This is a genomic window from Pseudomonas sp. RIT409 (genome assembly GCF_003052515.2).
Taxonomy (GTDB): domain Bacteria; phylum Pseudomonadota; class Gammaproteobacteria; order Pseudomonadales; family Pseudomonadaceae; genus Aquipseudomonas.
In genome coordinates this window covers 52,937-77,645 of the sequence record NZ_QARE02000015.1, presented here as the reverse complement: position 1 = coordinate 77,645, position 24,709 = coordinate 52,937, and the positions used below count along the sequence as shown (strand labels likewise).

Genomic DNA, 24,709 nt, shown 5'->3' with positions numbered 1-24,709 from the left:
GGAGGCAGCTATGAAGGACATACAGCCTCCGTGCCTAATGAACCGATATCACAGTGCGCCTTGCTGTGCTGCGGGATAAGCAAGGCGAGCGTTAATCGCTGCTCACCGTGCTTATGTGCAGCGGTATTTACTGGATTGATTCAGTGCCAGATCATGCGGCGCTCGCTTGTCCTAACGAATGTGGCGGCGTGACACAAATAAATTAAATCTGAGTCATACCGCCATCGGCAACCAGATCGATGCCGGTGACGAAGCTTGAGTCGCTAGAGGCGAGGAAAAGAGCTGCCTTCGCCATCTCCTCGGGCCGACCCATGCGGCCGAGGGGCACATTCGCCACTATTTGCTGCATAAACTTCTCGACCTCATCGGGAGTGAGCCCAGATGTGCCCATGATCGGTGTATCGATAGGACCAGGGCTAAGGGTATTGACGCGGATGCCTCGATCTTTGAATTCAGCGGCCCACGTACGAGCAAATGAGCGAACGGCTGCTTTGGAGGCGGAATAGGGGGCGAAACCGGGAATACCCAGATAATGGGCGTTCGACGCAGTGAGGACGATAGACGCTCCATCGCTTAGTAGTTTGACGGCCTTCTGCACGGTAAAGAAGACGCCTCGGGTGTTCACGTTGAAAACTCGATCGAAGTGATCCGGCGACGCGGCGGCACCTGGCGGAGCCAACCCCCCAACGGCAGCGTTTGCGACGATAATATCGACGCGGCCTTTCTCACGCTCAACGATGCCGTAAAGCCTCTCGAGGTCTTCTAAGTCAGCGACATCACCCTGAACAGGGGTGACATTCCGTCCTATTTCCTTAGCCGCTTTTTCAAGTTCAGCGGCGCGGCGGCCGGTGATGAATACGTAGGCGCCTTCAGCGACAAATTCATTGGCGATAGCGAGACCAATTCCGCTCGACCCGCCTGTGATAACAGCGATTTTATTGGAAAGTTTGCCTGACATTAGTTGATCCTTTCGTTTAAATGAGACTGCGACATTCACAGTTGTTCAGGGTGAGCCAACGTTATGCCTAAGCTGTGGCCCTCCACCATGAGCATTTTGGCTGCCAGATTCTTTCAATGTATTTACAGTGCTCGCGGGTGACGCCCGCCATACGGCCACGAGTTACCCGTTCAACAGAAACTTATCTGGCATTCTGGACAACTTTACTCTAATGGGGTCTGAAGAAACTTCAGGAAACGCGGCTCTGACAGAGTTCGTACTCATGGACCGAGCGTCATAGTTTTCTTAGTTCTTACCCAGCATCCGTTACCACGATCGGAACTGGCGTTTGCCCGGAACGACGGCCATGGCTTCTACTTCCACCAGATACTCCGGTTGGGCCAACGCTTGGACCCCGATCCACGAGGAGGCCGGTGGGTTTTCGGAGCCAAAAATCTCAACTAAAACCTTTGCAAGCACATCGGCATCCGCACCCGATCGGAAGTTTGGAACGTAGATTCGCAGGTTCTGAATATCATCCGACACGCCGCCAGCCGCCTCGACAGCGATAACGACCTGCTTCAATACCTGGCGAAACTGGCCCTCTAATCCTTCTGCGTTTCGCGTACCCGTAGCGTCCCAAGCGACTTGCCCGGCGATGGATACAATGTTTCCTGGCCCACAGACCACGACTTGCGAAAATCCCCACTCAAGACTCGAAAACAAAGAAGGCGGTTGGATAGTCAGTCTAGGCATTTAATGGATCCTCTAATGCTGTGTCCTGGGTGCTTTGGCAAACCACCTCAATGTTAAAGCCATCCGGATCCAGCACATAAGCGGCGTAGTAGTGGGCGTGGTACTGGTTGCGCACGCCCGGTGGTCCATTGTCCGTCCCTCCAGCTTGTAAAGCCGCTTTGTAAAAGGCGTCGACCAAGTCTCTTGAGTGTGCGGCAAATGCGATATGGATGCCGACGTTGGGCTCTTCATTGTCGTGGACCCACAGACTGGGGTACCCCTCCCTGCCAAAGCCATGTCGCGTCCCGCCCGTACGTGTCCGCGAAGGTTCGATCGTGATGATGCGACAGATGCCCAAAGGTTTCAGGGCTCGTTCGTAAAAGTGCCGCGACGTCTCAGCGTCACTTACTGCCACTTCGATGTGGTCTAGGACTGTCATGGATGCGAGCCGCTCGTGGGGGCGAGTAAAGCCTCGAAGCTCTGGCCAGCAAGGCTCGCGACTTTCGTGAGGCGAGGCCGGGACAATCCTGATCGAGCCGCCGCCGAAAAGCCCTGCAATGTGGTCACAACGTAATCCGCCAGCTCGCGAGAGCGTTGCGGCTGAGTTTGGCGGATATAGCGCTCGATGAACGAAGCGGCAGCGTCTCCATAGCCGTTAGCAAGTGCACGTACCTGCGGATCAGCAGAACGCATGCCTTCCGCGGCCATGCAGCCCCGCTTGACCTTTGACCGAGTGTAGAGCGCGGCTGCATTAAGAAATAAGTCGGTCATCGCTTCATGCAAGGGGCGATCATCCGTCAGGATTTTATCCGCCGGCAGGTTTGCTTCTTCGACGTAAACTGCGAGACATCGCTCAAATAACCCGGCCTTACTGCCATAGGCAGCATAGAGGCTGGGTGGATTGATGTTCAGAGCACGCGTCAGCTCCGCGATACCAACAGCATCAAACCCTCGTTCGTGAAACAGATCCTTCGCGATGAGTATTCCCGCCTCTCGGTCCAGGGATCGCCTTTGCTTACGGACAGCCAAGTCCTCAGCGCCTTGTGGTGTTGCTTGCGAACGTTGATTTTTCATATTGGATTCGCCTGTCCAAAATTTATTCGGAGCCAATGCAACGGTAATCGAGCGATGGACGCAAGCTTTGGGGTGTCATTCGCACCGCTGAAACAGCCTCGACCGCGAGGATGGGTCTCATGCGATACACAGGAATGTTTCGTCACCAAGGCTGCACACCCTCGTGCCCGAAAAAGCCTCCCGTCGGACCGTCATCCCCTATAGTGGCCAGCCGTATCGCTACAGATGCACCTTCGTCCGGCGTCAGCGCGCCTTGATGCTCATTCAAATCGGTTGCCACACTTCCCGGCTCAATGACATTGACCTTTATGCCGTCTGGCGCCAGCGCTTTTGCAAAAGAAACGGCAACGGCATTAACGGCTGTCTTCGATGAGTTGTAAGCCAGAAAATTGGCCGTCGAGTAAATAGACGCTGCGTTATTTACAAGACCCAACGAGCCCAAGCCGCTGCCGATAATCACAACCCTTGCGCTCTTCGACTTGCGAAGTGCTGGCACAAAGGCCTGCGTCACCCGGATAACTCCAAATACGTTGACTTCATACACGGCCTTGACCTCGGCAAGCGATTGCTCCAAAGGCGAGGCATCCGCTCCTAATATGATGCCCGCGTTATTCACCAGGATGTCGAGGTGCCCGGATTCCTTTAGCACTCGCCGCGCCGCGGCATTGACGCTCTCATCGTCGGTGACGTCAATGAGGAGGAGGCGAGCATTTATGCCCATTGCCACCAACTGCCCGACCGCCCGCTGACCTCTGCGAACATCGCGAGCGCCGACCCACAGGCTGTATCCCTGCTTGCCTAGCCCGGTGGCGATGGCAAAGCCAATGCCTTTATTGCCACCGGTGATCAAAGCCGTCTTACAGGCGGTAGCCGTTGCGTTCACGACGCTGTGTCGCTGCTGAGGCCGCCAACATGAAACTTCAAATCACCCATCAAGTGGGCGGTAACAGCCCTTCGCACAAAGTGCCAGCTGCCGTTGAGCTTGCAGAAAGTGTCGTGGTAATGGCCCGCACAAATGGCTTGCAGCGGGAAACCCTTGAGTTCCTGATGAACCGTGAAGTAGCTCTTTGACGTGGCTGAGCCCTGCTCAACATCGACATCAATGAGCATATTAGAGACCGCGTGCCAGGTGCGAGGGGTACCGTCTTCATGGCGCTGAACTCCCGAGATCAGAAACTTTTCGATATCGGCCTCTCCTTCAGCAGTCGCCCCTGGCACTTCGAGCGTGGCATGTTTCAGGAGCTTGGCTACCTCGTCGAATTTTCCGCTGTCGAGAAGGTAGGAATAGGTCGAGATCAAACGACCGATCTCACGCTCGGCCGAGATCGAAGCGTTAACGTTGGCATCAGCAAAAGAATTCATTGCGCATTCCGTGTTGGATCGATGTTGGATGAATGGCTAATGGGTAGGGTCAGTGCACATTCATGCTTCCTGTAGTGACCACTATATTTATATGTATCGATCACTACAAGTGCAATGTGAAAATTTAAGCATTTGAGGGCGAGCTCACCCCCGTACCTCGCGTAGGATGGTCAAGTCATCGCTGCTCCCCTTGGGCGGTTTCGCGGATGCGACTACCGCCAGTTGGGACGCGATCTTCGCTGTCCACGCCCGCGCGCCATTCTTCGTGCTCCAAAACGCATTGAGTCGGCTTGCAGAGGGTGGACGGGTGATCAATATCTCTTCAGCGCTTGGCACTCGCCCACTGCCGGTTGTACCGATTTACGCCATGGCGAAGGCGAGCATCAACAACCTCACGCATTCGCTTGCTATGGAACTGGGGCCACGGGGTATCACCGTGAACGCCGTTGCACCGGGCTGGGTAAAAACCGACATGAATGCGGCTGTTCGTGAAAATCCCGACACGGTGAAAGCAATCGAGGCCGATACCGCCCTGGGGCGTTTTGGAGATACTGCAGACATCACATCGGTCGTTGCTTTTCTGGCCTCTGATGCAGAGCGCTGGATAACCGCACAAGTGATTGAAGCGAGTGGTGGCTACAAGCTCTGACCCGTCGGGTGAGAATTGGCAACGGTTTGAAGCCGTTGCTTGCGATCGACCGGTTCTAACCGAGCGATTGCGTGCGGACGCTGCCGAACTTCAGCGTGCGCTTCTGGCCGCTTGCTCGGTCGGCAAAATGACTCGACGTTGGTTTCCATGCCCGCGACGTTGGACCTTACTGACGAGTTGGCGAATATTCCGTTGGGCTTACCGGAAAGCATGGCGCATGATGACTGGTCGTAGAAGAGGAGACACGTCATGGTCAACGTAGCGTTGTTCGTTCGTCTCGAAGCAAAACCCGGGAAAGAGAAAGAGGTGGAGCGTTTTTTAATGAGTGGTCTCGCTATCGTGGAGGAGGAGCCAGCCACCACGGCCTGGTTCGCCATCCGCTTGGGGCCTTCCAACTTTGGCATCTTTGACGCCTTCCCGGATGAAGCAGGCCGACAGGCTCATCTTTCGGGCAAGGTCGCCGCCGCGCTTATGGCAAAGGCTGCTGAATTGTTTGCCGAACCGCCGTCAATCGAGAAGGTTGACGTCCTTGCGGCTAAGCTGCCCGGCTAAGCACGCTCGACAAGGCACTCCAACTCGTCCCTGCCACTTTTTACGCGGCGGAGTTCGGACGTACCGCAGGTCTCTTTTCGGTCGGCAGGTGCCAACAGCGACTATAGTCATGGGTGCGCCAGATCAGATCAGCCATTGTGCTGCCAACCTGGCCTCAACCCCCATTCCGCAAAAGCACGGCGGACCTCCTCATGCTTGTCGATGCGGCCCCTAACCTCGCAGCCGAAGACACTCAGGCTTGTATCGAGGCATCTTCGCCATTTTGAATCCCTTGACGGTGGATGGAGTGATCCCGCCGGGTGAGTCGTATCCGGCTGAGCAGAACCCACCTCCACCTATCAGGGCTCAAGCAATGAACACCTCAGCATTGGATGATGCAAAAGAAACGACCGACAGCCTGATTCAAGAACCCCTTTCAGCCAGCACTGTCGCTCCCGATTTCTCCCTGTACGCGACCCCCGATCAGCGGCTGTCCCTGCACGAGCTGAAGGGAAGTCCCGTCATACTGGCGTTCTATCCCGCCGACTGGAGCTCGGTGTGTGGCGACCAACTGACTTTGTACAACCAGGTGCTCCCCACATTCAGAGAGTACGGCGCGACGCTGTTGGGTATTTCCGTCGACAGCGCCTGGTGTCATCAGGCCTTCGTCAAAGATCGTGGTTTTCACTTCAGCCTGCTTGCCGATTTCGAGCCCAAAGGGGCAGTGGCGCGACAGTATCGTGCGTACGATGCCCACCTTGGAGTGTGTAAGCGAGCGTTGTTCGTGATTGACAAGGAGGGGGTGATCGCCTGGAGCTACGTTTCACCAATGGCAATCAACCCTGGAGCGGACGGCATTCTGGATGCGCTGGATGCTCTGGCAGATTCCCCACACAGCACGCCCGCCAAAAACCAGTAGGTGATCACATGGCCACTCTCAAAGTCCCGGTAACTGCAAACGATCATCGCCAGGGAAGGGCGGATGCCAAGGTCACTCTGGTGGAATATGGCGACTATGAATGCCCCTATTGCGGTTTGGCGTACTGGGTCGTCAAGAAGCTGCAGCAGCATTTTGGCGGGGACCTGTTGCTTGTGTTCCGCAACTTTCCACTGACCACCGCTCACCCGCATGCGCTGAGCGCAGCTGTCACCGCGGAATACGCCGGAAGTCGAGGGTTCTTTTGGGAGGCCCACGACGAGTTGTATGAACATCAGGATCGATTGGGTCTGCCGTTGTATGACGCCATCGCGCTGAGACACGGCCTTTCCAGCGATGAACTCGCGGTTGCCATGCAAACCGATATCTACCTGCCCAAAATACAATCCGATTTCAATGGCGGCGTCCGTAGCGGGGTAAACGGCACGCCCGCATTTTACATCGACGGTCTTCGTTATGACGGGCCCCCCGAGGTCACCGAGATGAGTCAGGCGATCGAGCTTGCCTCAATGCGTGGGCTCAATCGCTAGAGAGCACGTGGGTGGATAGGTGACGACAGGTCATTTTGTAAACGAGCTGTCTTGGGGTCGTTCGTCGGTAATCGGGTCGACGAGGCGCACATTGATGAGATCGCGACTATGTTGATCGGGTGGCGTCGCTTCCCAAGGCCGCCATTCCCTCCCACGCAATCGTATTCCCGACCACGCTCAGCGTATTGCTGGTCTCATGCCCCTGTTTCTTGAGCATCGCTTACGGGCACGTAGATCCATCTGTATGAGTCCGTGTTATCCATTTTTGGAGACAACTCATCATGGCTACTCTCTGTGAAATATGTAATGCCAGACCGGCCGTCGCGCGAGTGACTGTATCGCAAAATGGCCAGGCCAGAACGATGTCCATTTGCGACCACGATTACCGTCGACTTTTACGCCATCAAAGCATGTTGAATCCCTTCGACTCTTTGCTGGGCGGTGGCGTGTCACGCTTTTTCGACAGCATGGGAGGTGCAGCGGACCCGGGAGGGGACGAATTCAGGCTCTCGGCGCATGTGCCTCGCGAATCTGTCGATGCAACCGATGCCTTCAGCTCCCAGACCCTGGAAATCCTGCAACGCGCTGCAGAGAAAGCCCATGAGTTGAACCGCAGCGAGCTCGATACCGAGCACCTGCTGTATGTGCTTGCCGACACCGACGTTGGCACCGCCTTGCTCAAGGAATTGAAGCTTTCAGCCGACGACATCAAAGGCTACATCGATCAACACGCTCAAAGGGGCGCAGCGGAGGCGCAGGCCCCGGTGGATCAGATGAGCATCTCGCCTCGCCTGAAAAAAGTGTTCAATTTTGCATTCCAGGCATCTCGTGAGTTAGGGCACTCGTACGTTGGGCCCGAGCATCTATTGATCGGGCTTTCCTCGGTGCCCGAAAGCATCGCCGGAACGCTGCTCAAAAAATACGGCGTAACCCCTGAGGCCTTGCGGCAGAAGGTGGTCAAGGTGGTGGGCAAGGGGGCTGAGGACGGGAGAGTCGATACCCCGACGGGAACACCGACGCTCGACAAGTTCGGTCGCGACCTGACGTCATTGGCTCGCGAGGGCAAGCTGGATCCCGTATTGGGCCGCGCGCAGGAAATCGAAAATACCATCGAGGTGCTCGCCCGCCGCAGGAAGAACAATCCGGTCCTGATCGGCGAACCCGGCGTCGGTAAGACAGCCATTGTCGAAGGGCTTGCACAGCGCATAGTCAAGGGCGATGTCCCGGAAATTCTACGTGGCAGACGACTGGTTGAAGTCAACCTGAACTCAATGGTCGCGGGCTCCAAATACCGGGGCGAGTTCGAGGAACGCGCCAAGCAACTGCTCGATGAAGTGGCTGCAAAGAGCTCGGAGCTGATTCTGTTCATCGACGAGCTGCACACGATTGTGGGCGCGGGGCAGGGAGGCGAAGAGGGCGGCCTGGATATTGCCAACGTATTGAAACCCGCCTTGGCGCGCGGAGAGCTCAGCCTGATCGGTGCGACGACGCTCAATGAGTACCAAAAGCACATCGAAAAAGATGCGGCGCTCGAAAGGCGTTTTCAGCCTGTCCTGATAGCCGAGCCCACCGTAGAACAGACCATCGTTATCCTGCGTGGACTGCGGGACAAGCTTGAGGCGCATCATCAGGTGACGTTCGCCGACGAAGCATTCGTGGCCGCCGCGGAACTGTCGGACCGTTACATCACGTCGCGCTTTCTGCCGGACAAGGCCATCGACCTGATCGACCAGGCCGCGGCCCGCGTGCGCATCAGCGCCTCCTCAAGGCCTGCTGGGATTCAGGAACTGGAAGCGGAAATCACCCAGCTCAAACGCGAACAGGACTATTCATCCTCGCGCAAACGCTTTGATGAATCCAAAGGCTTCGAAGAGCGCATCGGTCAAAAACAAGCCCAGTTAGGAGAGGAGACAGAAGCCTGGGAGCGCAAGACGGGTTCAGAAACCCTTGAGGTGACCCTTGAGTCGATTGCCGAAGTACTGTCCCGTCTGACGGGTATTCCGGTGACCGAACTCACCCAGGAAGAGCGTCAAAAGCTTCTGAACATGGAAGACACGCTGCGCGATCGGCTGGTGGGGCAGGAGGACGCCGTGCTGGCGGTCAGCGATGCCGTTCGTTTGTCTCGGGCCGGCCTTGGTCAGCCCAATCGACCCATTGCCACGTTTCTTTTTCTTGGCCCGACCGGCGTCGGAAAAACCGAGCTGGCCAAGGCGTTGGCGGAAGCGGTATTTGGTGACGAGCAATCGATCATTCGGATCGACATGTCGGAGTACATGGAGCGTCATGCGGTGGCCCGGTTGATCGGCGCCCCGCCCGGTTATGTCGGATACGACGAAGGCGGTCAGTTGACAGAGCGCGTCCGCCGCAAGCCCTACAGCGTGATTTTGCTCGACGAGATTGAGAAGGCGCACCCCGATGTGAGCAACGTATTGCTGCAGGTGTTCGATGATGGTCGTCTCACGGACGGGAAGGGACGCGTTGTGGACTTCAGCAATACGATCATCATCGCCACCAGCAATCTGGGCTCTTCCATCATCATGCAGAATCTTGAGCGGCCAGAAGATGATCGCCTTACGGATAAAGCGTTACGTGATGAATTGATGGGCGTCTTGAAAGGGCATTTCCGTCCCGAATTCCTGAACCGCATCGACGACATCATCGTGTTCCATGCCCTCACTCGGGACAACATCCGATCGATTGTGGGCATTCAGCTTGATCGGGTCATTCGAACCGCGGCTGCCCAAAACATCACGGTGAAAGTGGCTGACACGCTCATTGATCACCTGGCGGAGGTTGGCTATCAGCCCGAGTTTGGCGCGCGGGAATTGAAACGTCAGATTCGCCAGACCGTCGAAACGCGTCTTGCCAAGGAAATGCTCGCCGGCAAGCTCCAGGGCGGCGACAGCGTTGAGCTGAGTTACGACACAACGCGTGACGAGGTGATGTTCAACAAGCTGGACGCGCCAGCGACCTCAGCAACTGTGAGTCCGCCTGACCGGCCTGATGATCGCGTGCCTGTAACGGGGACAGGGACTTAACGCAACCCACTCCCGTCATTGGGCAGCGGCGTTGTCGATCACGTCGTGAGATGAAGCATTGGATCTTTGGACGCCTGGCCGAGCCCGGCGGACGACGATTCGCCCTTGCTGCACGCTCCGGAGGGTGCCGGGTCCTGAAGCCTTTTTCAGGGCCGGGCACTTTTTTCATCGCTCTGTTCAGCACGCCTGCCTGCGGATGCCTTACGGTCCTGATGTGGGATGAGGGTCAATGCCATGGTCGTTGAAGGCAATGCGGGCCAACTATTCACTGTCGTCACTTTGCTTGCCGCTGCGGTGGTGGCAGTGCCATTGCTCAAGCGCATCGGGCTCGGCTCAGTGGTCGGTTACCTGGCAGCGGGGCTGATCATTGGCCCTTTCGGGCTGCAACTGATCAACAACCCCCACACCATCATTGATATCGCCGAGCTGGGTGTGGCGATGTTTCTCTTTGTGATTGGCCTGGAGATGAAACCCTCGCATCTGTGGGATTTACGCCGGCAGATCTTTGGGTTGGGCAGCCTGCAGGTGCTGGTCTGTGCTGCGCTGCTCACCCTGGTGGGCATGGCCTTCGGGTTTCCATGGCAGGTCTCGTTCGTGAGCGCGGCGGGTTTTGTCCTGTCGTCCACGGCCATTGTTACCCAGGTGCTCTCCGAGCGCGGTGACATCACCGAGCCAAGGGGACAGCACATCGTGTCCATCTTGTTATTCGAAGACCTGATGATTGCGCCGTTACTGGCAGTAGTCGCCTTCCTGGCGCCCCCTGAATGGGCGCATGAACCTGCATCCCCTCTCTGGCAACGCGTCGGTATCGCCGCGCTCTCCCTGGGCGCATTAACCGCCATCGGTCTGTGGTTGCTCAATCCGATGTTTCGGGTATTGGCCCAGGCCAAAGCGCGCGAAGTCATGACGGCTGCGACGCTGCTGGTGGTGTTGGGCGCGGCGCTGCTGATGGAAGTTGGCGGTCTTTCAATGGCGATGGGCGCTTTCGTGGCGGGCGTGTTGCTGTCGGAGTCGACCTTCCGCCACCAGTTGGAGGCCGACATAGAACCGTTTCGTGGCCTGCTGCTGGGGTTGTTCTTCCTCGGTGTCGGAATGACGCTGGATCTGCAAGTCATGGCCAGAAACTGGGCACTCATCACCTCCGGCGTGCTCTCGCTGATGGCGGTCAAGGCGCTGTGTATTTATGGCGTCGCTCGCTTCGCGAAAAGCAGCCATAGCGACGCACTGGATCGCGCCATGCTGATGGCACAGGGGGGCGAGTTTGCGTTTGTATTGTTTGCCGAAGCACTCAAACTCAGGGTCATCAGTGCGGAAGTCAACGCCAACATGACCGCTATCGTCGTGCTGTCCATGGCGCTTACCCCCGTGACGCTGCTGCTGTCTCGACGGTTTGCTCCCGCGCGACCCGTTTCCCTGGACGGGGTGGAGGCCGCACACAATCTGCGATGCAATGTGCTCATCATCGGTTTTGGGCGTGTAGGGCAGATTGCCTGCCAGGCGCCGCTCTCCCAGGGGGCGAACATTTCCATCATTGATATCGATCCGGAGGTCATCCGCGCCGTGACACCGTATGGGTTCAAGGTCTATTACGGCGACGGCGCGCGCCATGAAATCCTGCACGCGGCCGGGGCGCATCACGCTCGCGCCATCATTGTCTGTGTTGATGACAAAAAAGCAGCGACACGCATTGTGGAAAGCACGCGGCACTACTGCCCGCACGTGAAACTGGTGGTGCGGGCCTTTGACCGTGAACACGCGCTCGAGCTGATCAAACACAATGCGGACTACATTGTGCGAGAGACGTTTGAAGCTGCCCTGTTGCTCGGTCGTCAGGCAGTGTTGACGCTCGGTGCGTCTGAGCGAGAAGCCGACGCATTGGTCGACGAAGTTCGCAAACGCGATGCCGAACGCTTTGCCCTGGAGACGGCGGGCGGCCTGTTTGCCGGCCGTGCGCTGGTGCTGGGAAATATTGATCGCATCGATCCGCCGAGCGGATAGCGCATCGAGATCGCCAGGATTGTTTCCGATGTACCCCTGAAACTCTGCTTCACTCAACCCTCCGGCGCGCTGGATCAGCGGCTACAGGCGGGCCATGCCGACGGCTAAAACCACACGAGCTGGAGAAAAAACTAATGAATAATCCGGACCCCTCAGCGCCACTGCCTTCGAGGTCGACGTTCAAAAACCTTCGTGTCCAGTGGTCACTGATGAACGCCTATGAGCGATTCGAGCAAATCATCGTGCTGGCGCTCGGTGTGATCATCTCGTGCGTCATCGTCATTGCTTTGATTCAGCTCTACAGACGAGTGCTGCCGCTGGTGGTGGGGGGCGCGATTGATCCCTTGGATCACGGCGACTTCCAGGTACTCTTCGGTTCGATATTCACCGTGTTGATCGCTCTGGAGTTCAAGCACTCCATCATTCGTCCAGCGTTCAGGCAAGGCAGTATCGTGCAACTGCGGACAGTGATTCTGATCTCGCTCCTGGCCCTGAGCCGCAAGTTCGTGATTCTTGATTCCGCTTCGACGCCCGCTGCCACTATCGCTGCAATGGGGTTTGCAACGCTGGTCTTGGGTATCATCTTTTGGTTGTTTAGCAAACAGGGCAGATTGTCGGAGGAAAAAAAGTCGTGACACTCAGCCCAGCTTCGTCAGGGCGTGTCGACCACGCCCCAGCACAAGACGCCGTGGGCGTTTGACGACTAAGGCGTGGTTGCCATTAATCACCCTGACGGTCGATGACCTCAATGAAATTTCTGATCAGGGGGGACTGCTGGTTCTTTCTCCAGACGAAGTAGATATCGCTTGAGTCCAGACTGGGCGCCTGGTCAGCCTGAAACGTGTGCGCCTGACTGGCAAAACGATCCACGTAACTCTCCGGTACGCAGGCGAAACCTATCCCTTGCGCGATACAGGCGAAGATGGTCGGATACGATTCGATTTCCAGAATAGCCCTAGGCTGGATGCCGCTGCTTTCCAACCAGTCATCGACCTGTTGTCTGTAGTGACACGTGCGACCGAATACATACAGTTCGAGCCTCGACAGGTCTTGAGGCGTGGGCGGGGAAAGCGATTTGGGCACTACTCTGAGCAAGCGCTCACGAAACGCTAATCGGCTATCCAGCAAAGGATGCTGAATCGGGCCGTCAGTAAGAATCAAATCAAGCTCGCCATCCATCAAAAGCCGCTCAAGGAATAGCGAGTGCTCCGGGCGAATGTGAACTTCGACCCCCGGTGCCTCAAGGCGATAGCGAACCAGGCGTTCTGGTAAATGATTGGCCAGCGCTACATCGAGCGCTCCGACGCGAAGCACTCCCTGGATGGAATCGTTTGAGAAGAGCGAGCGCGTTTCAGCTGCCAGGTCAATGAGCTGTTTGGCTTTTCGGTAGACCAGCCTGCCCTCGGGAGTGACCAGCAATCGGTTGTTTTCGCGGTTGAACAAAACGACGCCAAGTTGACTTTCGAGCTCTCGCAGTCTGGCCGTGATGTTCGAGGGCACACAATGCAGCGATGCGGCTGCTGCGGCTATCGTGCCGTGCTCGACGACGGCGCAAAAAAAGCCGAGCTGCGAAAGCTTCAAGAGAATCTCCTTTTGTGATGGTCTGGCTCACATATAGTCACTTTTAGTGATTGAGTGGGCAGCTTAACATTCTCCCATCAAGGGCTTCCAGCGTTGAACAGCCTGGCTGTTTGCGCAGAAATAGGCCTGGAATCGGGCCACGTGAAGCCTTTCAAGAGATGTTGGCCATGCAATGGGCCAACGCTGCCGTGGAGAAATAGATGCGCATACTGCATACCATGTTGCGTGTAGTGGACCTGGACAAATCCATTCACTTCTACACGAGGCTGCTTGGCATGAGCCTCTTGAGACGCAAAGACTATCCAGAGGGCAAGTTCACACTGGCTTTCCTGGGTTATGGTCCGGAGACCGAGACGGTTGCATTGGAGCTGACGCGAAACTGGGGTCAGCACAGCTACGAGCTCGGGGATGCTTACGGGCATGTCGCTATCGAGGTTGAAGATGCGGAAGCGTTATGCAGCCGTGCTGCGATCATGGGATATCGCGTTCCGCGACCTGCAGGTGTTATGAAACATGGGCGCACGATCATCGCGTTCATCGAGGACCCCAATGGCTATAAGGTTGAGTTGATTCAAAAAGGTACACAATTCGACTGAACGGGCGCCGCGAACGCGAATAGGATCATTGACGTCCACCCATCACCACTCTCATTTTGAGGGGCTTGAAGTTTGAAGGCCTTTGCCGGATGAAGGGATACGGTGGACAGGATGCACTCTGATCTGCTGCAGCTTTATGTGAAAGCGACGCCCCTGTCCGGGGGCAACGAACCTGATTGATCTGCAGTTCAACTGACACGTTCCGGCTTCTTACACCATCCGGCGGGTTTCATCGTGCCGGCACGGTTGCTTTCTTCAAACGGGGTGGGTCGCGACCCACTCTTTGAGATGAGCAACGAAGCTGAGCACAGTCGGAGAGATGTTCTCTCTTGAAGGGTAGACCGCATACATTCCCACCGGCGCCTCAATGGTCCAATCGGACAACGCCTCGACCAGTGCTCCTGAATCGAGATCATCTCGGACGTGCCAGTCCATGAGCAGCGCTACGCCGTGCCCATCTATCGCCATCTGGCGAACCACTTCCCCAAGACTGGATGAAAACCGTTTGCGTATTTTGCAGGTTTTTTTGATGCCTCCGCGGGACATCGCCCAACTGGAATCCTTTCCGATGATGAGGCCATCCAGTGTGGCCAACTCCTTTGGCGAGACAGGCATGCCCTGTTTTTCCCAATACTGGGGAGCGGCGCAAATCAGGCGTCGGGAGTCAGCGATTCTTTGCGCAATCAGGGACGAATCGGCCATCACGCCGTGTCGAATCGCGAGATCAGTACCATGGGCAGCGAGATCAACCAGTTGATCCGTCGGATGGAGGTCAACGATGACACCAGGGTAGCGTTTGAGATAGCTGCTCACGACGCTCGATAAATAAGCTTGGGCGAATGTCGCGGAAGCGGTGACGCGCAGATGACCGGTCATCTCAGTCTTTTGAAAGAATCCTCGCTCGGCCTTCTCGACACTTTCGAGGATGCTCAAGGCATGCTGATACAGCTTCTCGCCGTCCGAAGTGGGGCTGAGTTTGCGGGTGGTGCGGTTAAAAAGTCTCCGACCGACGCTGTCTTCAAGGGCCAGAAGACGCTTACTTCCACCTGCAGCCGTCATCCCCAGTCGTTCGGCAGCCGCTCGGATTGAGCCCTCCTCGAAAACGGCAGTAAACAAACGTAACTCATCGATGGAATCCAGCACGATTACCAACCAAAAGGACCGAAAGATTCAACGATCTTAGCGTATTTATCCTGTTTTATTGATGATAATTTATTCGCCTACAGTTCCTCGGAGTTAAGCACTTGAAAGCCATAGTGATAAATCAGCATGGTGGCTCGGACCTCTTCGTCGAAGTTCAGACGGACGATCCCGTTGCCCGAGCGGGGCATGTGATTGTCGACGTGCAAGCGACAAGCGTAAATCCAGTGGACACGAAAATTCGTCGAGGCAGCGAAGGTACGGCCGGTCTGACGTTTCCGGCTATTCTTCACATTGACGTTTCAGGGGTAATCCGCTCCGTCGGCGCTGGCGTAACGCGCTTCAACCCAGGCGATGAAGTCTACGGTTGTTTCGGCGGCATCGTGGGGATTCCCGGCGCGTTGGCAGATCAGATGGAAGTCGATGCCCAGATGCTCGCGCTAAAGCCCAAGTCGCTCTCGTTTGGCGAAGCAGCAAGCTTGCCGCTCGTGGCAATTACGGCATGGGAGGCGCTGATCGACCGTGCTTCGATCAAACCCAATGACAACGTCCTTGTACATGGCGGCACCGGTGGTGTCGGGCACATAGGCATCCAGTTGGCCAAGGTCCTGGGAGCCAGGGTATCGACGACGGTTTCCACGCAGGTAAAAGCGGATATAGCCCGTCGATTGGGCGCCGATGACATTATTTTTTATGCCACCGAGACGCCTCAGGAATACAGTCAGCGAATCACCGGAGGACAGGGGTTCGATACGGTCTTCGATACCCTGGGCGGCGAGGTCTTACAGAATTCCCTCAAGGCTGCGAAGCTCAAGGGTCATGTCGTCTCGATCATCGGTTACGACACTTACGATCTGACCGAAATGCACTTCAAGGCATTGAGACTCGACTTGGTATTCATGGCTGTCTCGATCATTCACAACCAAGGCCGCAAGCACCATGGGGAGATCCTGGAAAGACTGGCTGCCTTGGTTGATCGCGGCTTGGTCAAGCCTCTGATCGATGAGCGCCATGATTTCACTGCAGCGGGTGTCAGTGCCGCACATGCTCGCCTGGAGTCAGGTCGTGCGATTGGCAAAGTCGTCATTGAGCGAAAGGCTTGATCGCGCCCACACAGGTTCGCGTCCACAGCGCCTGGAACACGGTGATTCAACTCTTCTCCAGCCATGAGGTCATGCCTGCCGTGTCCATGGTCTGGATTTCGACCAGGCAGGCACCTCGCAATACCCCGGATTCAAGTTTGTCGGCCCCACGGCCGCCAGCGGGGTTATCGTCGATAAAGCCGTGCCAGCCAGCGCGCTCTTTTTCTAACGCTCATCAGGAGGTTTGATGACCCCCCCTCTGACACTGATTGCCACTTTGATCGCCAAGGGCGGACTTGACGGCGAGCTGGAGCAGACGCTGCAGGGCCTGCAAGGCCCGAGCCGAGCCGAAGCGGACTGCATCCAGTACGACTTCCATCGTGATGCCGAGCAGCCTCGCACCTTCCATATGATCGAACAGTGGCGCACTGAAGCGGCGCTGACGGCACACGAAGCGACACCGCATTTTCAGGCAGCGCTCCCTATCATCGAGCGTGCTGCTGAAAAGCTCACCTTCACAAAAATGTATCGCATCTCCTGAGGTCCTTCGAATGAAAGCCATTGCACACTTCAAATGCCTGCCTATCGAACATCCCGATGCCTTGGTGGAGATCGATATGACCGAGCCAGTGCCGAAGCCGCGCGACTTGCTCGTAGAGGTGAAAGCCGTATCGGTCAATCCTGTCGATACCAAGGTGCGACAGGGCTACGTACCGCATGAAGACGAAAGCCAGCCCCGTATCCTCGGATGGGATGCTGCCGGCGTGGTCAAGTCGGTTGGCAGCGACGTGACGCTGTTCAAGCCGGGTGACAGGGTCTGGTACGCCGGGTCGTTGATCCGCCCAGGCAGCAACAGCGAGCTGCAACTCGTGGACGAGCGTATCGTCGGTTCGATGCCCCAGTCGCTGGATTTCAGCCACGCAGCGGCATTGCCACTGACTTCCCTGACCGCTTGGGAATTGCTGTTCGATCGCCTCGGTGTTGCGCGTGATACCACCGACCGGGGCGAAACCCTGCTCATCGTCGGCGCTGCGGGCGGGGTGGGTTCAATCCTGACTCAGTTGGCGCGTCAGCTGACTGGGCTGACAATCATCGGCACGGCTTCGCGCCCGGAAACCCAAGCCTGGGTCACCGAGCTGGGTGCGCATCACGTCATTGACCATACCAAGCCACTCAGCGAAGAGCTCAAGCGCATTGGCATCGGACAAGTCAGCTATGTCGCAAGTCTGACCCAGACTGATCGGCACTACGAGCAAATCATCGAATCTCTGAAGCCCCAGGGCAGGCTGGGCCTGATCGACGATCCGGCCACGCTTGACGTCGTACCGCTGAAGCGTAAGAGCCTGTCGTTGCACTGGGAACTGATGTATACCCGCTCGCTTTACGAAACCGAGGACATGCAGGAGCAGCACAACATCCTCAACGAGATTGCGCGGCACGTTGATTCGGGTCTCTTGCGCACCACGGTCGGCGATAACTACGGACGCCTCAGCGCAGAAAATCTCCGTCGTGCCCATGCGCTACTGGAAAGCGGCAAGGCGAAGGGCAAGATCGTTCTCGAAGGCTTCTAAGGGCTGCCACAGAGACGGTTCGGTAGTCTCTACCTGGAGCAACCGTGCGGTTGCTGGATTGATGACGTGGCGGCGGGGGCCATGAACCCCCGCTTTCACGCTTCCATCGATCAGATATCGGATGTCGATCTGCAATGGCGTGGGCTCACCCGCCAGATCCCGAGTTGCCCCAGGGCTATTCATCGGACGGGTCGAGCTTATTGCCCAGGCAGTTCGCTGCCGTGGCGGTTGACGAAGCGCAGGCCTGGTTCCCTTGGTTGTCCGTCAGCCGCTGGAGCATCCGCTGCCAACGATCGTGTAATCGAGAGTATGAACCAGGCCCTCGGAGTCCTTGTACACCAGGTGCATCGGTACGAGGCCACAACGGCCATCGTCAGTGGTCTGGCTGATGACTTGGACAATGTCCAGTGATCGTGCCGAGGTAGGCGAAGCCTCCTGAGCGAAGGCATTCGCCGCGAAACATGCAAAGACGAGCGCAAGTGCGGAGGTTTTCATCAGACGCTCTGAGCTTCGTAAGCCTGTCGAGCCGATTTTTCCTGAAGCAGTTGGCGAGCCGAATCCGCAATCATGACCACCGCTCCCGCCAGCATCAGCACATCCTTGAGCACAAGCCGTCCACCTCCCGACAGATAGGGGAAGCCGAAGTCCGCATCTCCAAGGTTCGATACCCAGGCTTCGGGTGTGGTGATCAGGAATGACAGCGTCACCAGCGGCGTCAGAAATGCGAGAACGGAACCGACCATGCCCAGGCGTCTTGAGAAGGCGTACGACAGTACCAGCAGGCCAATCAGAATTTCGATTGTTCCCAAGCCGTCGGAGAACGCGTAGGTATGGTTGTCGGTCTGCCATTGGCGCTGCACGGGGTCGAGTTGGCCTTCGTGAGTCAGGTGAGCCTTGTATTGCTCGGGGTGTGCGTAGAAGAACGACATGAAAGGACTGTTGGCCACGAACGGCGTAATACTGTCGGCTTCGTACGGCACGAATTTCAGCGCGCCAATCCAGATGAAAATGATCGCGACCCCGATACGGATCAGATGTACGCCGAGTTTATCGAGCTGGGTTGCCTGGATTAGAAGCTTTTGAATCAGGGTATTGGGGGAGGTCATGATGATGAGCCCTTAAGTTGGTGTGGGCTCAGATTAAGGGGAGGGGCGAAGCCGATTATTCGCGATGGGATCATTTCTTTGTGCGATCTGCTCAATCTTGCGATGGCTTTTTTCTTGAGGGTCGCTGACAGGGGCTCAAACGAAAACCGCCGTCACCGAGGTGATAGCGGCCGTGCCGGAAAGTGCCAGAGCAGATCGTCGATCATGCGTCCCGCCTGATCGTTCTGTGCCTCCAGCGCTGCCTCGGTTTCATCGGTTTTGCCTTGGAAATGGTCGTAGATCGCCCACAGGGAGTGGCACTCAGCGCTGCCCACATCGATGCTGGACACTTGAAGGAAGTGCTCCCTGATTACACCTCAGGCGCACAAGGCGTGCATCTTGTCTATCACAGTCGCCGTCAACTGCCTCGTGGGGTATCGCGTTCATCGAATTCGCAGCAAACACCCTCAAGGAAATGGGTTGATGGACCTCGGCCAGCGTAGCGGGAGAATCGCTTGATCTCCCGCTTGTGGGGCAGCTATCGACCCAAAGCGGACGCTCGGGTCGCAACCGCGGCTGTCCGGTTACTTTTCAGTAAGCGCATGGTATTTGTCGCTCTGCCCATGTGAACTCTGACGCGACTTGCGGAATGGGCCAACCTGAGGGGGGCGCTATGTCATCGCGATAAGCTAAGTAACTGGGAAACGCTCATTTTGAAAAAGCTGCATGTAGGCTGTTACCAATACGCGTCCCCACTCTGCAAGATTTCACCGGGCTGCTGAAATAAAAGACAGTGCTCCTATAAAAAACTGTGCAAAAAACCGTATCATTCAGCGACTTTTAGCTGAGCTTGCTCAGTAGAGTCGCGTTTTGCGGAGCATGAGTTGAAATATCTAATGGGTTCGGGGTATTTTGCTTCTGGCATTGTTGTGCAATGTACATGGTTTCGGTGATGGGTCGTTAATTTCTTCGTCTTTGGAGCGGTTATGTATATCAGTGATTTCCAGTATTCGTCGCCTGCAATGTTCACTACTGAGTTGCAACGAAAGGTGTATGAGGTCTTAGAGATTTTAAAAATTCCATTTGTGCGCGTAAGTACTGACGCGGCTATTTCTATGAGTGATTGTAAGCTCATTGATGAAAAGCTAGACATGCAGATGGTTAAGACGCTTTTTCTGACCAATGCGCAGAAGAGCCGTTTCTATCTCTTTGTTACATGCGGCCAAAAAGCATTTGATTCTAAAGCTTTCAGCCAGGCACTAGGGTGCTCTCGCGTATCTTTCGCTCCAACAGCTTTCATGGAGGAAAAAATGGGCGTCACGGTGGGGGCTGCCACCGTCTTCTCAAAGCTTCTCGATGACGTTGACGCTGTGCAGGTAGTGCTGGATAAGGATGTAGTATCAAATCCTTGGTACGGTTGCAGTGATGGCACCACCACAGGCTATATGAAGCTCAGAACGCTAGACGTTGTCGAGACGTTTCTTGACCATATCAAGCATGTACCGAAGGTGATCACGGTTTGATCGTTACCTTTCGTCCACCTAAGTCGCTGAAAATTTAATCCGCGAATATATATTCCCGAACGGGCTGGCAACTGCACAGTGCTAGTGTGAGAGTATTTGAACTCTGTTTCTTGGCAGGGCTGAGCAAGTTTAGTCAATTGCGAAATGGCTTATAGAAGCAGCCGAATGGGCGAACATGTTCAGTGTCGTGGGTGATAATCTACCTGCGGCATACTTCAGTGCCTCCTAACCTCTGCGGCTGTATTACCCCCCCTTTAAGATGTATGCTTGCAGTCAAAAGCGAGATTGTTAGACATTATGTGTGAACCGTGTGGGCACTACGTTTCTTAGGATGAGGCTGAATAGGAGCATAGTTTAAGCGGATTTGGAATTACGGTAATCGCGCGGAGTGAAATGCGTCGCCACTTTAAACTGGCGGGAGAAAGCGCTGTGGTCCGAGTAGCCGCATTCTGCGGCGACCTCGGTAACGTTCAAGTTTGTCGTTTCAAGTAGCATGCAGGCTCTGTCTATTCGCATTTGCAGAAGTAATTGCTTGGGGGTTAGATGAAATATCTCTTTCGATAGCTTTTCGAGTATGTCAACGGAAATGCTCACGCGTTTGGCTACTTCACTGATGAGAATCTTGCGACTGCAGTCCTCGCCTAGAATTTTCAGGAACTCATCCAACCGCTTGTAGTTAAGGTGGTTTTCATCAGGGCGTGGGAGTCGCCTGGATATTCCGATAAGGCCTTGAATCTCGCCATCGTCTCCACGAATGGGATACTTTGTACTAAGGCACCACTGCCGGCCGCCATCAGCAGAAAAGTAGAGACGCAGTAGGTCAATAATCTCCTTCCCACTGTTGATCACTTCCATATCCTGCGCCCAAGTGCTATACCCCGTGACGGGAAACAGCTCATCAGCGGTTCTGCCGCAGACATTTTCCTTGCTTTTGACACCACTCTGTTGCACGACAGCCCAATTGACGACTACATACCGAGATTCTCGATCCTTGATGTAAAACAGCACATCTGGGAGTCGGTCAAAGATGTGTTCAAGTAATGCGACGTCGCGTCCCGCAGCGCGAAACAATCCTTCGCAGTCAGTCATCATCGCTTGTATTCCTCATAACCATCGCACCCAGTCGGGTTCTCACCGATCCTGAGACTGGCTGGAACCCGAGCGTTACGCAGATGCTTCGTGACTATTTGTTGAGCACATCGAGCGCTTGCTCTAGGTCACCGATCAGCGCCTGAATCGGTTCGATACCAACCGAGAACCGGAGCAAATTCTTCGGCACTACGCTATCAGGCCCTTCAACCGACGCACGATGTTCGACCAGGCTTTCAACACCGCCAAGTGATGCGCCAATAATGAACACCTTCAGCGCGCAAGCGACCCGTTGCACGTCTTCTGGCGACCCGTCGAACAGAATAGACATCATCCCGCCGAAGCCATTGGTCATCTGCCGCTTTGCTACTTCATGACCTGGATGAGACTCAAGGCCGGGGTACAGTACGCCCTGTACCTTAGGGTGCTTGAGGAAGTGCTTGGCTAACGCTAGGGCGTTGTCGGATGCGCGCTCAAAGCGTACCGACAACGTACGCATACCTCGAATCAGTAGCCACGATTCGAAAGCCCCAAGGACCGCTCCCGATAAATTGCGAATGACGTTAACTTCATCCCAGCGTGCGTCAAGCGTATTGGTAACCAGAACTCCAGCCAATACGTCACTGTGCCCATTCAGGTATTTGGAGCATGAGTGGAAAACGATATCCGCGCCTAGCTCCAGTGGGTGTGAGGTCACAGGAGGCGAAACGCTGCCGTCTACGCACAGAATGCCGCCAACCGCGTGCACCGCGTCTGCGGCTTCTTTGATATCGATGATATCCCACGTTGGATTGACTGCGGCTTCGATCCACAACAAGCCGGTGTTTGGGCGGATTGCCTTACGCATCGCGCCTGGCTTCGATTGGTCGAAAAAGCTGAGTTCGATACCCCGGCGCTCGGCAATCCGGCGCATCCATTTTTGGGCGCCGTGATACATAACCTGCGGCGCGAGGATATGCTGACCGGTTTTGACCGTTTCTAGGATGGCGGTTGTGGCCGCTAAACCTGAGCCGAACAAGCGAGCTTCTCGTCCACCTTCCAGCTTCGCAAGCAGCTCCTCTGCCAGAATGGTCGTAGGATTGCCATATCTGCCATAGCGGATGTTGCCGATCAGCTCGTAATTCTCGTCGCGCGCGAAGACAGTAGAAGTGTGGATAGGAGGCACAAGTGCGCCGGTGCGATCGTCTACAAAGTGATCAGCCTGGATCAGCAGCAAGCTTCTGTCGTCATCGGTAATCGGCAAATTCTGGTCGTTCATGTGCAGCTCTCGCTCTGTTGTTCGCGGGAAATGGATCGTTGTTATCGCGTATTCAGCCGTGAATTGTTTTCAGTTGTTTGAGACTGTTCTCAAGAGACTGGGCTTGTGCGGCATCGTAGAGTTCGAACTCGTCCAGCACTGGCAGACCCAGAGCAGCTTCGAACGTGGTTTGGTTGGACGGGATGCCATAGTCGCCGTGAACCGCTTCTCCCAGGTTTGACTGGAAGATGCCCGCCGCGCTGACTGGCAAGAAGTCTTCGTAGATCAGTGGAGCGATGGTCAGATATCCGTGTTCCAACAACGCTTCGACGTTCCAGCTTTCATCGAGTGGCGGAGCATCGGCGGGTTGCGCGGTGCTGTAGCGGAAATACGCAAGGCCCAATGTTCTCAAATCTCTGTAATCGTCTGGAATTTGAGTGAACGCCTTTTCAAGATGCTGCCCATATGTCGCAGGTCCTCCACCAGCACTGGTGTGTGCGGCCTTGGCTTGGGTGAGAAGTTGGTCATACAGTTCACGGCCTTTGCGGGTCAGAGCGATCCCCCGCTGTTCAATCTCACCGAACCGGGCAGTGTGTCGGCCCTGTGCATCGTTCTGATCGGTAAACGCGACTGCCTCTTCCAGCGCTTTGAAGCTGGTCTGACGCAGCAGGATTGGGCAACGCCGCAGCGGCGGGCCCTCGATCAGTGCTTTTGCATCGATGCCGTAGGAAGGCATCAACGCCTGTACGCGGTCGATGTCTAGGGTACGAGGCGTCAAATGGTTTATATGCGGTCCTTTGAACGCGGCGATATCCGCAACGAGTCTGTGCTCCGCATTCAGGCGGGAATACTGCTCACTGGTGACAGTCGACTGACTGTGCCATTTGAAGGTTTGCAGTGCTTGCGCTACGAATTCCCGTACTTGGGGCTCAGTCAGCCCACCGCAGGCTTCGAACGCTGCGACCAACTCCCTTGCGCGGTCAGTAAAAATGTCGCGTTTTTCGATCAACTCGCGCGCAAGCTCCCGGGATTCCGGGTCGCTTATCAGTTCAAGGCGCAGCAACGATGTAAATAATCTGAAGGGGCAGGCATGCAAAGCGGCGTCAGTGACAGGGCGAAATGCAGTCGCATGAACAGGGACGCCCGCAACGCTCAGATCGTAATAGCTAACCGGATGCATACCCATAACTGCCAGCAATCGCCGCATCATGTTGAGTTCCTTGGAACTCCCGAGGCGAATGGCGCCGTGACGCTCGACTGACAAACGACTTAAATGATCATCGTCACTGAGCTGGCTGGCCAACAGAGGCTGTTCGTCCAGCACTTGAGTATTGGTTGCGTTGACCAATTCCAGCAGGTCACCGTAAAGCGGGACCTCCTGCTTATACATATCGGACATCGCCTCGGAAAATTGCAGGCGGATGGAATCAGTGCTCACAAAGGCACTTTTTGTCTCGGACATGGCTAACCTCTAGCGCCTCTACATAGGCTGGGCGATCGTTCAGCAGTTGGAGATAACGGATTAGGAAACGAATCACTCGACTTCAAAAATCGCTTCGATTTCGACACTGATTCCACCGGGCAGAGACGTAGCACCCACGGCAGAACGAGCATGCCCTGGCGTTTGGGGCAGAGCCTTGTTGAACAAAAGGCTGCAGCCGTCTACTACCTTGGGGTGGTCCGTGTACTTGGGTACGCAGTTGACCAGCCCCAATACCTTGACCACGCCCTTGAGCCGATTCAGGTCGCCCAATGCAAGCTTGGCGGTGGCCAGCAATTGCAGGGCAATACGCTGAGCATCCTGAGACGCCTGCTCGGTGGTATATCCGGCACCTACTTTGCCCTTAAGGAGAGTTCCCTGGTCGTCGCGGGGGCCTTGCCCGCTAAGGAACAGCAAACTGCCGGCCAGGTAATAAGGCTTGTAGCTGCCAACGCCTGCGGACAGTACGGGCAACTCAAGTCCTTGTTCTTGCAACAGTTGTTCGATTTTGCTCATAGGTAGTTCCTGCTGACA

General features: G+C 55.8%; 27 protein-coding genes. 12 read left to right on the top strand and 15 right to left on the bottom strand.

Annotated elements, in window-relative coordinates:
* Positions 1 to 202 precede the first annotated feature (202 nt).
* From DBP26_RS18570 to DBP26_RS18545, 6 genes are all read right to left on the bottom strand, one after another.
* On the bottom strand, positions 203 to 958 hold the full coding sequence (locus DBP26_RS18570) for a glucose 1-dehydrogenase (RefSeq protein WP_108238957.1): 756 nt from the start codon (positions 956 to 958) through the stop codon (positions 203 to 205).
* Between the two features lie 306 nt (positions 959 to 1,264).
* Positions 1,265 to 1,693 carry a RidA family protein gene (locus DBP26_RS18565; protein ID WP_108238958.1) on the bottom strand — a complete coding sequence of 143 codons (429 nt, stop codon included), beginning with the start codon at positions 1,691 to 1,693 and terminating at the stop codon, positions 1,265 to 1,267.
* Positions 1,686 to 2,111 carry a VOC family protein gene (locus DBP26_RS18560; RefSeq protein WP_108238959.1) on the bottom strand — a complete coding sequence of 142 codons (426 nt, stop codon included), beginning with the start codon at positions 2,109 to 2,111 and terminating at the stop codon, positions 1,686 to 1,688. Before DBP26_RS18560 ends, DBP26_RS18565 begins: the two co-directional genes overlap by 8 nt.
* Positions 2,108 to 2,746, bottom strand: coding sequence for a TetR/AcrR family transcriptional regulator (locus DBP26_RS18555; RefSeq protein WP_108238960.1), 639 nt, complete (start codon positions 2,744 to 2,746; stop codon positions 2,108 to 2,110). The genes DBP26_RS18560 and DBP26_RS18555 overlap by 4 nt, the downstream gene beginning before the upstream one ends.
* A 142-nt stretch (positions 2,747 to 2,888) precedes the next feature.
* Positions 2,889 to 3,629, bottom strand: a complete 741-nt coding sequence (locus tag DBP26_RS18550) for an SDR family oxidoreductase (protein ID WP_108238961.1) — start codon at positions 3,627 to 3,629, stop codon at positions 2,889 to 2,891.
* Positions 3,626 to 4,108 carry a nuclear transport factor 2 family protein gene (locus DBP26_RS18545; protein WP_108238962.1) on the bottom strand — a complete coding sequence of 161 codons (483 nt, stop codon included), beginning with the start codon at positions 4,106 to 4,108 and terminating at the stop codon, positions 3,626 to 3,628. Before DBP26_RS18545 ends, DBP26_RS18550 begins: the two co-directional genes overlap by 4 nt.
* 166 nt (positions 4,109 to 4,274) lie before the next feature.
* On the opposite strand from DBP26_RS18545, the gene DBP26_RS18540 reads away from it, so the two are divergent.
* The 7 genes from DBP26_RS18540 to DBP26_RS18510 all read left to right on the top strand — a co-directional run bounded on the left by DBP26_RS18540 (position 4,275) and on the right by DBP26_RS18510 (position 12,426).
* Entirely contained in the window at positions 4,275 to 4,757 is a 483-nt protein-coding gene (locus tag DBP26_RS18540; RefSeq protein ID WP_256600524.1) for an SDR family oxidoreductase, read from the top strand.
* A gap of 249 nt (positions 4,758 to 5,006) precedes the next feature.
* Entirely contained in the window at positions 5,007 to 5,309 is a 303-nt protein-coding gene (locus tag DBP26_RS18535) for an antibiotic biosynthesis monooxygenase (protein WP_108238963.1), read from the top strand.
* Positions 5,310 to 5,661: 352 nt separating this feature from the next.
* Positions 5,662 to 6,207, top strand: coding sequence for a redoxin domain-containing protein (locus DBP26_RS18530; RefSeq protein ID WP_108238964.1), 546 nt, complete (start codon positions 5,662 to 5,664; stop codon positions 6,205 to 6,207).
* Positions 6,208 to 6,215: 8 nt separating this feature from the next.
* Positions 6,216 to 6,755 (top strand): DsbA family protein, encoded by a 540-nt coding sequence (locus DBP26_RS18525; RefSeq protein ID WP_108238965.1) that lies wholly within the window; start codon positions 6,216 to 6,218, stop codon positions 6,753 to 6,755.
* Positions 6,756 to 7,036: 281 nt separating this feature from the next.
* Positions 7,037 to 9,793, top strand: coding sequence for an AAA family ATPase (locus DBP26_RS18520; protein WP_108238966.1), 2,757 nt, complete (start codon positions 7,037 to 7,039; stop codon positions 9,791 to 9,793).
* Between the two features lie 234 nt (positions 9,794 to 10,027).
* Positions 10,028 to 11,791 carry a monovalent cation:proton antiporter-2 (CPA2) family protein gene (locus DBP26_RS18515; RefSeq protein ID WP_108238967.1) on the top strand — a complete coding sequence of 588 codons (1,764 nt, stop codon included), beginning with the start codon at positions 10,028 to 10,030 and terminating at the stop codon, positions 11,789 to 11,791.
* A 134-nt stretch (positions 11,792 to 11,925) separates the two neighbouring features.
* Positions 11,926 to 12,426, top strand: a complete 501-nt coding sequence (locus DBP26_RS18510; RefSeq protein WP_108238968.1) for a phosphate-starvation-inducible PsiE family protein — start codon at positions 11,926 to 11,928, stop codon at positions 12,424 to 12,426.
* 85 nt (positions 12,427 to 12,511) lie between these two features.
* Here the strand turns inward: DBP26_RS18510 and DBP26_RS18505 are convergent, their stop codons facing one another.
* Positions 12,512 to 13,372, bottom strand: coding sequence for a LysR family transcriptional regulator (locus DBP26_RS18505; RefSeq protein ID WP_108238969.1), 861 nt, complete (start codon positions 13,370 to 13,372; stop codon positions 12,512 to 12,514).
* 200 nt (positions 13,373 to 13,572) lie between these two features.
* Between DBP26_RS18505 and gloA the strand changes: the two genes are divergently transcribed.
* The gene (gene gloA / locus DBP26_RS18500; RefSeq protein ID WP_108238970.1) at positions 13,573 to 13,968 is read left to right on the top strand and encodes a lactoylglutathione lyase; all 396 of its coding nucleotides are present in this window, start codon (positions 13,573 to 13,575) and stop codon (positions 13,966 to 13,968) included.
* Positions 13,969 to 14,223: 255 nt separating this feature from the next.
* Here gloA and DBP26_RS18495 read toward each other — a convergent pair whose 3' ends face one another.
* On the bottom strand, positions 14,224 to 15,111 hold the full coding sequence (locus DBP26_RS18495; protein WP_146749632.1) for a LysR family transcriptional regulator: 888 nt from the start codon (positions 15,109 to 15,111) through the stop codon (positions 14,224 to 14,226).
* A gap of 101 nt (positions 15,112 to 15,212) precedes the next feature.
* Between DBP26_RS18495 and DBP26_RS18490 the strand changes: the two genes are divergently transcribed.
* The 3 genes from DBP26_RS18490 (at position 15,213) to DBP26_RS18480 (ending at position 17,761) form a co-directional block, all read left to right on the top strand.
* A complete protein-coding gene (locus DBP26_RS18490) occupies positions 15,213 to 16,211 on the top strand; it encodes a zinc-dependent alcohol dehydrogenase family protein (RefSeq protein WP_108238972.1) in 999 nt (332 codons plus the stop codon).
* Between the two features lie 226 nt (positions 16,212 to 16,437).
* Positions 16,438 to 16,731 carry a putative quinol monooxygenase gene (locus DBP26_RS18485; protein WP_108238973.1) on the top strand — a complete coding sequence of 98 codons (294 nt, stop codon included), beginning with the start codon at positions 16,438 to 16,440 and terminating at the stop codon, positions 16,729 to 16,731.
* Positions 16,732 to 16,741: 10 nt separating this feature from the next.
* Positions 16,742 to 17,761, top strand: a complete 1,020-nt coding sequence (locus DBP26_RS18480) for a zinc-binding alcohol dehydrogenase family protein (RefSeq protein ID WP_108238974.1) — start codon at positions 16,742 to 16,744, stop codon at positions 17,759 to 17,761.
* A gap of 264 nt (positions 17,762 to 18,025) precedes the next feature.
* On the opposite strand, the gene DBP26_RS18475 is transcribed toward DBP26_RS18480, so the two are convergent.
* From DBP26_RS18475 to DBP26_RS26985, 3 genes are all read right to left on the bottom strand, one after another.
* Positions 18,026 to 18,256, bottom strand: coding sequence for a DUF2790 domain-containing protein (locus tag DBP26_RS18475; RefSeq protein ID WP_108238975.1), 231 nt, complete (start codon positions 18,254 to 18,256; stop codon positions 18,026 to 18,028).
* Entirely contained in the window at positions 18,256 to 18,867 is a 612-nt protein-coding gene (gene rclC / locus DBP26_RS18470; protein WP_108238976.1) for a reactive chlorine resistance membrane protein RclC, read from the bottom strand. The genes DBP26_RS18475 and rclC overlap by 1 nt, the downstream gene beginning before the upstream one ends.
* Positions 18,868 to 19,019: 152 nt before the next feature.
* Positions 19,020 to 19,196 (bottom strand): hypothetical protein, encoded by a 177-nt coding sequence (locus DBP26_RS26985; protein ID WP_158541391.1) that lies wholly within the window; start codon positions 19,194 to 19,196, stop codon positions 19,020 to 19,022.
* A gap of 636 nt (positions 19,197 to 19,832) precedes the next feature.
* Between DBP26_RS26985 and DBP26_RS18465 the strand changes: the two genes are divergently transcribed.
* Positions 19,833 to 20,369 carry a YbaK/EbsC family protein gene (locus tag DBP26_RS18465; protein WP_108238977.1) on the top strand — a complete coding sequence of 179 codons (537 nt, stop codon included), beginning with the start codon at positions 19,833 to 19,835 and terminating at the stop codon, positions 20,367 to 20,369.
* Positions 20,370 to 20,723: 354 nt separating this feature from the next.
* On the opposite strand, the gene DBP26_RS18460 is transcribed toward DBP26_RS18465, so the two are convergent.
* From DBP26_RS18460 to DBP26_RS18445, 4 genes are all read right to left on the bottom strand, one after another.
* Positions 20,724 to 21,461, bottom strand: a complete 738-nt coding sequence (locus tag DBP26_RS18460) for an AraC family transcriptional regulator (protein ID WP_108238978.1) — start codon at positions 21,459 to 21,461, stop codon at positions 20,724 to 20,726.
* Between the two features lie 91 nt (positions 21,462 to 21,552).
* A complete protein-coding gene (locus tag DBP26_RS18455) occupies positions 21,553 to 22,716 on the bottom strand; it encodes a PLP-dependent aspartate aminotransferase family protein (protein WP_108238979.1) in 1,164 nt (387 codons plus the stop codon).
* A 52-nt stretch (positions 22,717 to 22,768) separates the two neighbouring features.
* A complete protein-coding gene (locus DBP26_RS18450; protein WP_108238980.1) occupies positions 22,769 to 24,157 on the bottom strand; it encodes a VOC family protein in 1,389 nt (462 codons plus the stop codon).
* A gap of 72 nt (positions 24,158 to 24,229) precedes the next feature.
* Complete coding sequence (locus DBP26_RS18445; protein ID WP_108238981.1) at positions 24,230 to 24,691, bottom strand: RidA family protein; 462 nt, start codon at positions 24,689 to 24,691, stop codon at positions 24,230 to 24,232.
* Between the last annotated feature and the right edge of the window lie 18 nt (positions 24,692 to 24,709).

What these genes read in the sequence shown, in the direction of transcription:
- DBP26_RS18565 (WP_108238958.1), bottom strand. Translation starts at nt 1,693, where the DNA reads ATGCCTAGACTGACTATCCAACCGCCTTCTTTGTTTTCGAGTCTTGAG.
- DBP26_RS18555 (WP_108238960.1), bottom strand. Translation starts at nt 2,746, where the DNA reads ATGAAAAATCAACGTTCGCAAGCAACACCACAAGGCGCTGAGGACTTG.
- DBP26_RS18510 (WP_108238968.1), top strand. Translation starts at nt 11,926, where the DNA reads ATGAATAATCCGGACCCCTCAGCGCCACTGCCTTCGAGGTCGACGTTC.
- DBP26_RS18445 (WP_108238981.1), bottom strand. Translation starts at nt 24,691, where the DNA reads ATGAGCAAAATCGAACAACTGTTGCAAGAACAAGGACTTGAGTTGCCC.
- DBP26_RS18530 (WP_108238964.1), top strand. Translation starts at nt 5,662, where the DNA reads ATGAACACCTCAGCATTGGATGATGCAAAAGAAACGACCGACAGCCTG.
- DBP26_RS18485 (WP_108238973.1), top strand. Translation starts at nt 16,438, where the DNA reads ATGACCCCCCCTCTGACACTGATTGCCACTTTGATCGCCAAGGGCGGA.
- DBP26_RS18540 (WP_256600524.1), top strand. Translation starts at nt 4,275, where the DNA reads ATGGTCAAGTCATCGCTGCTCCCCTTGGGCGGTTTCGCGGATGCGACT.
- DBP26_RS18515 (WP_108238967.1), top strand. Translation starts at nt 10,028, where the DNA reads ATGGTCGTTGAAGGCAATGCGGGCCAACTATTCACTGTCGTCACTTTG.
- DBP26_RS18460 (WP_108238978.1), bottom strand. Translation starts at nt 21,461, where the DNA reads ATGATGACTGACTGCGAAGGATTGTTTCGCGCTGCGGGACGCGACGTC.
- gloA (WP_108238970.1), top strand. Translation starts at nt 13,573, where the DNA reads ATGCGCATACTGCATACCATGTTGCGTGTAGTGGACCTGGACAAATCC.
- DBP26_RS18545 (WP_108238962.1), bottom strand. Translation starts at nt 4,108, where the DNA reads ATGAATTCTTTTGCTGATGCCAACGTTAACGCTTCGATCTCGGCCGAG.
- rclC (WP_108238976.1), bottom strand. Translation starts at nt 18,867, where the DNA reads ATGACCTCCCCCAATACCCTGATTCAAAAGCTTCTAATCCAGGCAACC.
- DBP26_RS18520 (WP_108238966.1), top strand. Translation starts at nt 7,037, where the DNA reads ATGGCTACTCTCTGTGAAATATGTAATGCCAGACCGGCCGTCGCGCGA.
- DBP26_RS18465 (WP_108238977.1), top strand. Translation starts at nt 19,833, where the DNA reads ATGTATATCAGTGATTTCCAGTATTCGTCGCCTGCAATGTTCACTACT.
- DBP26_RS18525 (WP_108238965.1), top strand. Translation starts at nt 6,216, where the DNA reads ATGGCCACTCTCAAAGTCCCGGTAACTGCAAACGATCATCGCCAGGGA.
- DBP26_RS18535 (WP_108238963.1), top strand. Translation starts at nt 5,007, where the DNA reads ATGGTCAACGTAGCGTTGTTCGTTCGTCTCGAAGCAAAACCCGGGAAA.
- DBP26_RS18480 (WP_108238974.1), top strand. Translation starts at nt 16,742, where the DNA reads ATGAAAGCCATTGCACACTTCAAATGCCTGCCTATCGAACATCCCGAT.
- DBP26_RS18450 (WP_108238980.1), bottom strand. Translation starts at nt 24,157, where the DNA reads ATGTCCGAGACAAAAAGTGCCTTTGTGAGCACTGATTCCATCCGCCTG.
- DBP26_RS18475 (WP_108238975.1), bottom strand. Translation starts at nt 18,256, where the DNA reads ATGAAAACCTCCGCACTTGCGCTCGTCTTTGCATGTTTCGCGGCGAAT.
- DBP26_RS18560 (WP_108238959.1), bottom strand. Translation starts at nt 2,111, where the DNA reads ATGACAGTCCTAGACCACATCGAAGTGGCAGTAAGTGACGCTGAGACG.
- DBP26_RS18570 (WP_108238957.1), bottom strand. Translation starts at nt 958, where the DNA reads ATGTCAGGCAAACTTTCCAATAAAATCGCTGTTATCACAGGCGGGTCG.
- DBP26_RS18455 (WP_108238979.1), bottom strand. Translation starts at nt 22,716, where the DNA reads ATGAACGACCAGAATTTGCCGATTACCGATGACGACAGAAGCTTGCTG.